At 27.8% G+C, this 12,918-nt stretch carries 10 protein-coding genes; 9 read left to right on the top strand and 1 reads right to left on the bottom strand.

Features of this window, described 5'->3' with window-relative positions; genetic code table 11:
- Positions 1–1,699 (top strand): GBS Bsp-like repeat-containing protein (locus tag B5F09_RS10920; protein ID WP_143357502.1); only part of this gene is annotated, 1,699 nt, incomplete at its 5' end.
- Positions 1,700–1,750: 51 nt separating this feature from the next.
- On the opposite strand, the gene B5F09_RS10925 is transcribed toward B5F09_RS10920, so the two are convergent.
- The gene (locus B5F09_RS10925; RefSeq protein WP_087374119.1) at positions 1,751–2,227 is read right to left on the bottom strand and encodes a phosphatase PAP2 family protein; all 477 of its coding nucleotides are present in this window, start codon (positions 2,225–2,227) and stop codon (positions 1,751–1,753) included.
- A gap of 140 nt (positions 2,228–2,367) precedes the next feature.
- Here B5F09_RS10925 and B5F09_RS10930 point away from each other — a divergent pair, with 140 nt between their 5' ends.
- The 8 genes from B5F09_RS10930 (at position 2,368) to B5F09_RS10965 (ending at position 12,918) form a co-directional block, all read left to right on the top strand.
- A complete protein-coding gene (locus B5F09_RS10930; protein WP_087374120.1) occupies positions 2,368–3,732 on the top strand; it encodes an exopolysaccharide biosynthesis polyprenyl glycosylphosphotransferase in 1,365 nt (454 codons plus the stop codon).
- A 15-nt stretch (positions 3,733–3,747) separates the two neighbouring features.
- Positions 3,748–4,914, top strand: a complete 1,167-nt coding sequence (locus B5F09_RS10935) for a nucleotide sugar dehydrogenase (RefSeq protein ID WP_087374122.1) — start codon at positions 3,748–3,750, stop codon at positions 4,912–4,914.
- Between the two features lie 18 nt (positions 4,915–4,932).
- The gene (locus B5F09_RS10940; protein WP_087374124.1) at positions 4,933–6,108 is read left to right on the top strand and encodes a glycosyltransferase; all 1,176 of its coding nucleotides are present in this window, start codon (positions 4,933–4,935) and stop codon (positions 6,106–6,108) included.
- Between the two features lie 143 nt (positions 6,109–6,251).
- The gene (locus B5F09_RS10945) at positions 6,252–7,376 is read left to right on the top strand and encodes an ABC transporter ATP-binding protein (RefSeq protein WP_087374126.1); all 1,125 of its coding nucleotides are present in this window, start codon (positions 6,252–6,254) and stop codon (positions 7,374–7,376) included.
- Positions 7,377–7,385: 9 nt separating this feature from the next.
- Positions 7,386–8,168 carry an ABC transporter permease gene (locus B5F09_RS10950; protein WP_087374128.1) on the top strand — a complete coding sequence of 261 codons (783 nt, stop codon included), beginning with the start codon at positions 7,386–7,388 and terminating at the stop codon, positions 8,166–8,168.
- A gap of 1 nt (position 8,169) precedes the next feature.
- On the top strand, positions 8,170–10,344 hold the full coding sequence (locus tag B5F09_RS10955) for a glycosyltransferase (protein WP_087374130.1): 2,175 nt from the start codon (positions 8,170–8,172) through the stop codon (positions 10,342–10,344).
- On the top strand, positions 10,341–12,263 hold the full coding sequence (locus B5F09_RS10960; RefSeq protein WP_087374133.1) for a glycosyltransferase: 1,923 nt from the start codon (positions 10,341–10,343) through the stop codon (positions 12,261–12,263). The genes B5F09_RS10955 and B5F09_RS10960 overlap by 4 nt, the downstream gene beginning before the upstream one ends.
- Positions 12,264–12,267: 4 nt before the next feature.
- Complete coding sequence (locus tag B5F09_RS10965; RefSeq protein ID WP_087374135.1) at positions 12,268–12,918, top strand: hypothetical protein; 651 nt, start codon at positions 12,268–12,270, stop codon at positions 12,916–12,918.

The raw sequence follows: 12,918 nt of genomic DNA on the forward strand, positions 1-12,918 counted from the left end.
AAAACACAAAACAAGCGGAACATATAATATCCATGCATATGTCTATACAAATGGTAAAATGATCAAGCTTAGCGAAACAACAGTAGAAGTAAGTAAACCAGAAGTGATAATGACAACAACAGATATCTCGACAGGAGTATTCAGAATAGATGCAGAGATAACGAATATACCAAACGGGTTAAAGAAGGTACAGATACCAGTATGGAGCAATGAAGATCAAAGCGACATTATCTGGTATACAGCAACTGAAAATGATGAAAATCATTACAGTGTAACAGTCAATATAAGCAATCATTCAGGGAATTTTGGAAATTATTATTACAGCTGCTATACAACGACCAATACTGGAATTTTTACAGGATGTAATAATAAGTCAGTTATGATAGAAATATCTGGATTGGATTTGGCTGTAAATGTAAATGAGAGTGAAACTAGTGCTAACGTTACACTAAGCGGGATTAATCTTGATGCGTTAAATGGCAGTGTTAGGTTTGCAATATGGTCAGAAGAAAACGGACAAGACGATTTAATATGGTATGATACAAATAGATTAGCAAATAACTATGTAATTAATTTTGATATTAAAAATCATAAAACATTTGGTAAATATTTCGTACATGCATATGCGATAATTAATAATCGTGCTCTTAAATTAAGTGAAACAGAATTTAGTATTAGTAAAACTGCAACAACTAGCGCTTCTATTAGTAGTGAAGTGCGAAATGCTGGTAAGTTTGTTATATCAATTCAAACATCAGCTTTGTCAGGAATAGATAAAGTTGAGGTTCCTGTATGGTGTGATGATAATCAAAATGATATTTTTTGGTATACCGCACAAAAAACTTCTGAAAATAATTATCAAGTAACGGTTGATATAACTAATCATAAATATCATTATGGTGATTTTAAATATCACATTTATACTACTATGGGAAATGGTATTAGAACAAACACGTATCAAGCAAATTATAATTTTATTGTTGAAAATTATATTAGTGTAAGTAGAATAGGTCAGGGAAGATACCAAGTAGCTTTACATAATCCAATTGGTGATAATATCTCAAGTGTTTTAATACCGACATGGAGTAAAACTAATGATCAAGATGATTTGGTTTGGTATACTGCAAATAATATTGGAAATAATGTTTGGGCAACTGAAATATCAACAAGAAACCATAAGGATAGTGGTGAATTCATCTCACATGCATATATTGTTATAAATGGAGTACAAACTAATGTTGCTCAAAAAACTTATACAATTCCACAATCAGATTTTTTAACCGGAATGGATTTGAAGGCACAGGGTTATACTAGTAAAACTAATTATCTTATTTTAGTTGACAGAAGTACTCATACTGTAGGTGTTTATCATGGGTCATACGGTAATTGGAATAAGGTTCATGAGTATCTATGTACTGTAGGTGCTCCATCAACTCCAACAGTAGTTGGTGATTTTGCAATATATAGAAAAGGGCGTTATTTTGATTCTGGCGCATCTAGATGTTTCTATTATTCAGCTTTCTATGGTGGTTATTATTTCCATTCAGTATTATATTATAAGGATAATGAACCATTAAGAATTATGGATGGTAGATTAGGAATGAATTTATCACATGGATGTATTAGACTTCAGGTAGATAACGCAAAATGGATATATGATAATTGTCCAATTGGAACAAGGGTAATAATTTATAATTAAAAGGGGCTTAAAATGAAATAAGCCCTTTTAAATTGATTTATTAGTCAATTATTAAATTATATTTATTACAAAAGCAATTATAATACTAGCAGCGACATCAGTAATGTAATGAACACCAGATAATAATCTAACGATAGTAATTGTTCCGGCTAATGTTGAAAGCAGAAGCCCCATATTAGGACCGTAATGTAATACAGCTAAAGCAATGGAAACAGATAATGCAACATGGATGCTTGGAAAAGAGCGTCCTTTTTTTCTGCTGCCATCGATTGGGGTTAAATCATATTTTTCTGAAGGACGTTTTCTATCAATAATAATTCTTAATATGACAGTAATGATAAGAACAGCTATCGGTTCTGAAGTTAATACTAACATGCTTCCGGATTTATTAAGAAAAATTTTTAGTAAAAATAGCGAGTAGAATATCGCTACTACGTAAGGACAGAATTTTGATGCAAAATGAACACATGATTTTATAAAAGAGTGGTTCCACATAAATTTATTTATACTAGTATAAAAGAATTTCATAAATACCTCCAATGAGATTTATATGTATATTATACAATATTTATTGATATAAACAATCTAAATGAGGGTTTAAACTGATAAAAGATAGAAATAATAAGTGTATTAAGGTATAATTAGGCTAGAATTGTCGAGGTGGAATAATGAATCGAAAATTAATGCCAATTATGTTATTTGTAATTGAAGTAGTAATGTACTATTTTATTTGTTTATATTTTGCAATGGACATAGAGCTGATTGTAGGATCAGGTATTTTATATTTTTTATTTATGTTTATATATGGACATTATTCTTTAAAAACATGTTTGATATGGAATGAAATAAGACAACTAGCTAAATCAAGTTTTTGTTTTTATATTGCTTTATTAGTATTAGTTCCTAGATCAACTGGTTATGAAAGAAGAATGCATTTAACTATTATGGTTATTTCTATGTTTTTTATCAGTTTATTGGCATCTAGATTTTTAAGAATAGCTTTTAGAGAACAGTTTGCAAGAAAAACATTAGTAATTGGGACAGGATATGAAGCTGCACGATTAGGTAAGATTTCCAATAATAACCGTTTTGCATTAACAGAAGTAAAAGGTTATGTTGATATTAATTATACTGATCAGTTATATGGTTTTAAACAGGAAAATCTAATAAAAAAGAGTCCTGTTTATGGTTATTGTGATATGGATAAAGCTATAGATGCTTTAAATATTGAACAAATTATTATTGCTATTCCTGAAGCTGATCAGCAGGTAATAGATAAAGTTATGAGTGATATTCATGGAAAAGTTGAATCTGTAAAATATTTACCTGATGTAAATGGTACAATGACTTTTTCATCTGAAGTTCAAGATTTTGACGGTCAATTATTAATTGCAACATCTAATGATAAGATGAGTGTGTTTGATCGTGCTTTTAAACGTATAATAGATATTATGGCAGGATTAGCAGGAGTTATTACATTAATCCCTTTAACAATATTTGTAAAATATAAATATGTAAAAAGTGGCGATCATGATAGTATCTTTTTTTCTCAAGAAAGAATAGGAAAAGATGGGAAATTAATAAAGATTTATAAATTTAGATCAATGGTTCCTAATGCAGAAGAAGTGCTTGAACGCTTAATGGAAGAAGATCCAGCGATAAAAGAGGAATATTTGACCAATAAAAAATTAAAACATGATCCTAGAATTACACCAGTAGGAGATTTTTTAAGAAAAACATCATTAGATGAATGGCCACAGTTTTATAATGTATTAAAAGGTGAGATGAGTTTTATTGGTCCAAGACCATATTTACCTCGAGAAAAGGAAGATATGGGGCAGTTTTATGATTCTATTATTAAACTAAAACCCGGAGTAACTGGTATGTGGCAAGCTAACGGGAGAAGTGATGTTGAGTTTAGTTATCGTTGTAAATTAGATGATTACTATTATCATAATTGGTCAATTTGGCTAGATTTTACAATTATGTATAAAACTGTTAAAAGTGTAGTTTATGGAAAAGGTTCATTATAAAGGATAGGTGAAAAGATGAAAATTGCAGTAGCAGGAACAGGTTATGTTGGTTTAAGTATTGCAGTCTTATTAGCACAACATCATGAAGTTGTAGCATTAGATATAATTAAAGAAAAAGTAGATATGATTAATAATCGTATTTCTCCGATTAAAGATAATGAGATAGAAGAGTATTTAAAAAATAAAAACTTAAATTTAAAAGCTACATTAGATAAAAGTGAAGCATTTGAAAATTCTGATTTTATAGTTATTAGTACACCTACTAATTATGATCCAGATAAAAGCTATTTTGATACTTCTAGTGTTGAAGATATTATTCAATCGGTAAAAGATATGAATTTAAAAACAACGATGGTTGTTAAATCAACTGTACCGGTTGGTTTTATTGAAGATATGAAAAAGAAGTATGGTATAAATAATATTATGTTTTCACCTGAATTTTTAAGAGAAGGAAAAGCTCTGTATGATAATTTATATCCCTCAAGAATTATTGTGGGTGAAAAAAGTGAAAGAGCAAAAAGGTTTGCTTTATTATTGCAAGAAGGAGCGATTAAGGAAGATATACCAGTATTATTTACCGGAAGTACTGAAGCTGAAGCAATTAAACTATTTGCTAATACATATTTAGCCATGAGAGTATCTTATTTCAATGAATTAGATACATATGCAGAAATAAGAGGATTAAATACTAAAGATATTATTGAAGGTGTAGGATTAGACCCTAGAATAGGTAATCATTATAATAATCCGTCATTTGGTTATGGCGGATATTGTTTACCTAAAGATACTAAGCAATTGAAGGCTAATTATAAAGATGTACCAGAAAATTTAATTAGTGCAATAGTTGAAAGTAATCGAACTAGAAAAGATCATATAGCAAAGATGATAATGGATAAAAATCCTAATGTTGTTGGAATTTATCGCTTAACAATGAAAACAGGAAGTGATAATTTTAGAGCTTCTTCTATACAAGGAATTATGAAAAGAATCAAAGCTAACGGGATAGAAGTTGTGGTATATGAACCAACATTAAATGAAGAGAGTTTTTTCAATAGTAGAGTAATTAATAATTTAGATGAATTTAAATCAATAAGCGATGTTATTGTAGTAAATCGCATGAATGATGAGTTAAATGATGTGAAAGATAAAGTTTATACACGTGATTTGTATAATAAGGATTAAAATGAAAGAGGGAAAAGAATGCCAAGAGTAAGTATAGTTATGCCTAATTATAATGGTGCACAATATATAAAAGAATCAATAGATAGTGTATTAAATCAAACTTATAAAGATTATGAATTAATAATTATTGATGACTGTTCTACAGATAATTCAAAGGAGATTATTAATTCATTTTCTGATAGTCGAATTATAAAAATTTTTAGTGAAAAAAATAGACATGTTGCATATACAGCTAATTTAGGGTTTAAATCTGCTAAAGGCGAATATATTGCAAGGATTGATAGTGATGATGTATGGGAGAATGATAAATTAGAAAAACAAGTTAAATACATGGATGAAAATCCTGAATGTGGAGCTTGTTTTACAAGAGTAAATATAATTGATGAAAACAGTAAAAAAGCAAACGAAAAATACCCCGATATTGATTTCTTGTTTAATCATGAGGAAAATAAATCTTCTAAAGAATGGATACATTATTTTTTTGAAAAAGGAAATTGTTTATGCAATCCCTCAGCATTGATAAGAACAAATATTTTAGATAAAGTAGGCAGAAATTATAATGTTGCTTGCGTTCCGGCACAAGATTTTGATATGTGGGTTAGACTGGTTATAAAAGCACCTATTTATATATTGGAAGAACGGCTTACAAATTATAGATGGACAAATTCAGAGGACAAAATTAGTGGAAATGATGCAAGTAGTGAAATAGCTTTTTATAATATTCATACGTTAATAAGAAAGAATATATTTGATTATATGACTGATCAAGAATTTAAAGAATATTTTAGCGATTTTTTTAAAAATTCTAATTCATCATCTAAAATTGAATTAGAGATTGAAAAGGCACTTATATTACTTAGATTTTCGGATATATCAAGTATGCGATGGTTAGCGTTAGAAAAATTTGAAAAGCTTTTGAAATATCCTGAGTGTGTTGAGGTTTTAGAAACTAAATATAATTTTAATTTAAAAGAATTTTATAAATTATATCGTGTAAGCAGTTTTAATGATATTGCAGTTTTAAAGACTAGCAGTATGTTAAAAGAAGAAAATATGTGTTTAAAAAATGATATAGAAAATTATAAATTAAAATTAAATGAGTATAGTGAGGAACTAACAAAAATCGTTAATTCTACTTCATGGAAATTGACTAAGCCGCTAAGAAAAGTTATGAGCATTTTATCACATAAGTAAACAAGATAATATGTTGTTATTTAATAAACGATGACTGGTATATTTGATGTTTGGTAAAAATTTGACATTTATATAAAAAATGAAGTAAAATGCAATAGATTATTGTATATGTAGAAATATCATTAATAGCAAAGGAGACTACTATGGAAAACAATCAGAATGCTATTGAAGTTAGAAATATGAGTAAAGATTTTAAATTAGTTTTTGATAAACCAACAACACTAAAAGAAAGACTAGTTTTTTGGAATAGAGAGAAACCACAATGGCATCATGTTTTAAAGAATATAAATTTGGATATAAAAAAAGGTGATACTGTTGCTTTGGTTGGAACAAATGGAAGTGGAAAATCTACTTTATTGAAGTTAATGACTAAAATTTTATATCCAACAAAAGGAACTTTAGAAACTCAGGGAAAATTAACATCATTATTAGAGTTAGGAGCAGGATTTCATCCTGATTTTACAGGGCGTGAAAATATATATTTTAATGCTTCGATATTTGGTTTAACAAGAGCTGAAATAGATAAAAGAATAGATCAAATTATTGAGTTTTCAGAGTTAGGAAGTTTTATAGATAATCCTGTAAGAACCTATTCATCAGGAATGTATATGCGATTAGCTTTTTCAGTTGCAATAAATGTTGATGCTGAAATTTTATTAATTGATGAAATACTTGCAGTAGGTGATCAGCATTTTCAGGAAAAATGTTTTGCAAAATTAAGAGAATTACGAGATAGTGATAAAACTATTGTTATTGTTTCACATAGTTTAGATATGATAAGAAAACTTTGTACTCGTGCTGTATGGATTTATAAGGGTGAGATTAAGGCAGATGGAGCGCCTAATGAAGTAATCGATATGTATTTGGATCAGGTTATTAAAGATCATGCTAGTGAGCATAAAGATTATAAAGCTGAAGATGTAAATTGTATTTTAACTATTGAGACACCTGTTGAAGGAGAAATAAAAAAAACAAGGGATACATTAAAAGTATCAGGTTGGGAAGTGAGCAATACATATAATAGTAAGGTAGATATTTATTTTGATAATAAATATATAGATCAAGCTAAAAGAACAAAAAGAAACGATGTATTAATGCATTACCAAGAGGCAAATGGTGGCGCTAGTATGAATGTTAATGCTGGCTGGGAATTAGAAATTCCTACTGAAGGATTAAAGGGTGAACATAAAATATTTGTTAAAGTAAGTGATGGTAATACTATTATCGCTGAAAAAGAAGTTAAAATAAATATTGAGGACAAAGAGTAGGTAAAGCATATGAAATTAATAAAAAATTTATATCAATATCGTGAATTACTTAAATCGAATATAAAGAAAGAAATACGTGGTAAATATAAAGGGTCTATTTTAGGAGTTTTGTGGTCTTTTCTTAATCCTTTGTTAATGGTAATGGTTTATTTTTTAGTATTTCCATTTTTATTTAGAAATACAGTTGATAATTATTTGGTTTATCTGGTAATAGGTGTTATCCCTTGGAACTTCTTTACTACTACAATGAACCAGGGAATAATGACTATAAGAGTTAATGAAGGAATAATAAAAAAAGTATATTTTCCTAGAGAAATTTTACCAATTTCAGTTGCGACAAGCGGATTAGTAAATTTCTTTATCTCATCAATTATCATGGTTCTATTTTGTTTATTTGGTGGTGTTGGATTATCATGGCATATCTTATTATTCCCAATTTTTGCATTAGTGCAATATTTTATTACTTTAGGATTAGTGCTAGGGTTAAGTGCAATAAATGTATATATTAAAGATACAGAATATATCGTTCAATTTTTTGTTAATATGTTATTTTATGGTACACCAATTCTTTATGATATAAGCACATTTGATACTTTTCCAGCAATGTTAATGAATATAATTAATTTGAATCCATTTAAACATTTAATGGTAATTTATCGTGATTTATTTATGTATCATAATTTACCTGATTTAGGTGCTGTTTTGTATGTATTTATTATTGCAATAATTTGTTTTTTATGCGGATTAGCTATTTTTAGAAAGCTTGAAAAAGGTTTTGCAGAGGAGGTATAAAATGGCAAAGACCAATTTAAACAGTTCTGATGCAAATAAAATTTCATTTATAAAAGAAGAGATAACCGGTATAAAAGTTCAATATTTGAAAATTGTTTTAAGTGGAACTTTGGAAACTGATGAATTTTTTGTTTATAGCAATGATGAGGAAATTGATTTTAATAAAAAATTGATTTCAGATGATGGTGATTGCCAAATAGAGCTAGCTATTCCTCAGGATAGTAAAAATATTGTTGTTAAATATAAACGTAATAATGAAATAAATGATATATATAAGTTAAAAATAACACTATTTTTTAAGATAAAAAAATTTTTTAGAAAATTATTATCAATTATCAAACGTTCAATAATTGTATTTTGTCGTGGAATGCGTTTTTTATGGCGTGAACATCATATGATTATACCGCCTGCACTATGGAAAAAATATATTTTAAAATTTTTTAGTAGAATTAAAGAACGTGGAGAAATATTGTGGAATCCTTTTATTCAGGATGATTATCATAAATGGATTCAAATATTTGAGTCTGATAATGAAGATGTAAAGGATTTAGAGTATAATCCGCTAATGTCAATTTTGATACCAGTATACAATGTAAGCAGGAAATATTTGAAAGAATGTTTAGATTCTATTTTAAAACAGACATATCAAAATTTTGAAATTTGTATTGTAGATGATTGTTCAACAAATGAAGAAACAATCGCAACATTAGAAGAATATGTAAAAAAAGATAGTCGTATTAAAGTTAAAAGACGAGATGAAAATGGTCATATTTCAAAGGCGACAAATGATGCATTAGATATGGCAAAAGGTGAATTTATCTGTTTAGTTGATAATGATGATACATTGGCTATTAATGCTTTATATGAAAATGTTCTTCTATTAAATCAGCATAAGGATGCAGATTTTATTTATAGCGATGAGGATAAATTAGATATTCATGGTTCTCGTTGTGAACCACATTTTAAATCTGATTTTGCTCCAGATACACTACTTGGTATTAATTATATTTGCCACTTTTCGGTTTTACGAACAGAATTAGTACGTGAAGTAGGTGGATTTACAGTAGGTTTAGAAGGAGTTCAAGATCACGATTTATTTTTGAGAGTAACTGAAAAAACTAATAAGATATATCATATTCCAAAAATACTGTATCATTGGCGAATGATAGAAGGTTCAACAGCTAGTGCAATCGAAGCCAAGGGATATGCAATAGAAAAAGGAATTCAAGCTATAAAAAATGCATTGGCAAGAAGAAATCAAACGGCAAATGTTAGTAGCGTTGACAATAGTACAGTATATAAAGTTGAGTATACTTATGAAAAAGAGCCAAGTGTATCTATTATCATACCAACAAGAGATTTAGCTGATATAACGGATAATTGTTTAAAATCAATTTATGAATTAACTGATTATACTAATTTTGAAATTGTTATTATAGACAATAACAGTAAAGAAGAAAAAACTTTTGAAATGTTTCAAAAATATGAAAAACAATATTCGAATTTTAGAGTTGTAAAAGCAGATATGGAGTTTAACTATTCTGCAATTAATAATTTAGGTGTTGATACATGTAATAGTGACGTTATTGTTTTACTAAATAATGATACAGAAGTGATAACGCCTTCATGGCTTAAAATAATGGTAGGATATGCAATTCAAGAACATATAGGGGCAGTTGGACCAAAATTATTATATCCAGATATGACTATTCAACATGGTGGTGTTTTATTAGGATTAGGTAATGCTGTTGCTGCTCATGCATTTATAAGTCATCCTCGTGAAGATGAAGGAGTATATGGTAGATTAAAAATACCATATAATTATTCTGCAGTTACTGCGGCTTGTTTGGCTGTGGAGCGAAAGAAATTTTTGCAAGTTGGTGGATTAGAAGAAAATTTAAAAGTAGCATATAATGATATTGATTTTAATCTTAAGTTATTATCAAAAGGATATTATAACTTATTTGTTCCTCAGGTAGAATTAATTCATTATGAATCAAAGAGTAGAGGATTGGATACAACAAGCGAAAAATATCGTCTATTTATTCAAGAAAATAATTTTATGTATGAAAAATGGAGTACATATATCGAAAATGATCCATATTATAATAAAAATTTTAGTAGAATGGGAATATATATGCTTGATCGACAAAAAAATAATGAGGTGAAAAAATGAAATATCTAATAGATGAGGCAGTAATTTGTGGTATAAAAAATCCATCATTGATAATTAGAGGCTGGGTAGAAAATAGTGCAGAATACTTAGTTGTAAAAAAGGGTAACACAGTCATTAAAAAACAAGAGATAAAAAAGACAAGATCAAGAGTATCAACTTTCCATTACTCAATAGATTTAAAAGGTCATACTAATGTAGATATATATTTTGAAGGAAATGGTAAATTAGAAAAAGTTACTAATATAAGTGCTACGTTATCTCAAAGAATTATAAAAAAATATAAGCCTAAAGGAATTTTAATCAATAACTTAAATAATAAGTTATCAAATAAAAATAGTTCGCTAAAAAAAGAATTGGCAGAAATTAATGATGGTTTAATCGATATGAAAAATTCTGAAGAGTATAGTGCATGGTTAGCAAAACATGAAGAATTTGAACCGACAAAAGAATATTCATATCAACCTAAAATATCTATTGTAATGCCTGTTTATAATGTACCAGGGGAATATTTAGGATATTGTTTAGATTCTATTTTAAATCAAACATACCAAAATTTTGAAATATGTATTGCAGATGATTGTTCAACAAATGAAGATACTATTGAAACATTAAAAAAATATATGAGTAGAGATAGTAGAATTAAAGTAGTTTTTAGAGAAAAAAATGGACATATTTCTAGGGCTACTAATTCAGCTTTAGAATTAGCTACGGGTGAATTTGTTGGTTTAATGGATAATGATGATAAATTGGAAATCCACGCTTTAAATGAAGTTGTAAATGTGCTAAATAAAAATCCAGATATTGATTTTATTTATACAGATGAAGATAAGATAGATATGGAAGAAAATAGAAGTGATCCACATTTTAAATCAGACTTTGCATTAGACACATTATATGGTGGAAATTACATATGCCATTTTTCAGTTATTAGAAAAAGTATCATCGATAAAATAGGTGGGTTTAGAACAGGGTATGAAGGTGCTCAAGATTTTGATTTATTTTTAAGAATTACAAATGAAACAAATAAGATATATCACATACCTAAAGTTTTATATCATTGGAGAATGATTCCTGGTTCTACTGCTGTAGGTGGAGATGGGGCTAAAAATTATGCCGCATTAGCTGGTAAAAAAGCATTAGAAGATTATTTTGAAAAAAAAGGAATACCTGTTAATATTGATAATTTTATTAGTACACATTATTTTGTAGAATACTTATTAGAAAAAGAACCTGCTGTCGATATAATTATTTATAATTATAAAGAAAATAGCAAAATTTTAAAATCAATAAAGAGTATGACGGTATATAGTAATTATAATATTATTTGTATAAGTAGTGACGATGTAAATACTGTCAATGAGACTGTAAAAAAATCTAATAGTGATTATATAGTATTTGTAGATGGTAATACTGAGTTTCTAACTGTTGATTGGCTTGATATTTTAATTGGATATGCAAGTCAGGATAAGATAGGAGTAGTTGGTGGAAAAGTATTAGATGAAAATATGCTAGTAAGGGAAGCAGGTTTAATTATTACAGATAAGCCTGGATTAATTCCTTCTACTGTTCTAACTTATCGTGGTGATTATGGATATAATGGTCGACTTTTAGTACCATTTAATTACTCTATTATTGAATGTAAATTATTTGCAATAAAGAAAGATAATTTTATATCTCTAGATACTAAATTTAATTTGGAGTATGCTTTTTATGATCTAAATCTTGCACTTTTAGATAAAGGTTATCGAAATGTTTTTGTACCACAAGTAGAAATAATGAATTTGAATGCTAGTTCTAAGGTGAATGATGAAATAATTGAACTTTTATTTGAAAAGAATGTATCATATACAAAGAAAAACGATTTTTACTATAATAAAAATTTTTCGAAAGAAAAAGCATTTAAAATAAACGGAGTGTAGTCAAATGAATAATAGAATAGAAAATCTTAAAAAAATTATAAATAAAGATAAATTGATTTCTTGGATTATTATTATTTCTATGTGTTGTTGTGCTATTCTTGCTATTTATTGGACTATAAATCCACGATACGATTCTGCAAGTGTTGGATACAATATTTCACAAGATGATATTGAGAATCGTGAATACTATAATATTTATGATGATAATAGTTTAGTGTTAGAGTTGAAATTACCGGTAGATAATTTATTTAGCTTAGGAACATATGTTTCACGTGATAGTAATTCAAATGCAAACGGAAATATTGTTGTTGAAGTGTTGGACGAACAGAATAATATTTTGTCAAGTGTAACTTATGATTATGCCAATATTGAAGAGTTTACATTTCTTTCAATAATAGTAAATGATCTTAATAAGCATAAGGATGAGTGTATTAAGTTAAAAATATCTACAAATAATATTTTAGATGTAAATGCGTTAAAGGTTTATAAGTTTAATGGAAATAATGAAGGTATTGTTTATTATAATGATTACCAAGTAGACGATATTGGATATGTAATAAATGGTGAAAATAAAACAAGATTGTATGTTTGGTATCCGTTAATGATTTTAGCAGTTCTATTTTCTTTTTCAACTATTCATAAATTTAGAAATTGA

The organism is Erysipelatoclostridium sp. An173, from assembly GCF_002160495.1.
Classification (GTDB): Bacteria; Bacillota_I; Bacilli_A; order Erysipelotrichales; family Coprobacillaceae; genus Thomasclavelia; species Thomasclavelia merdavium.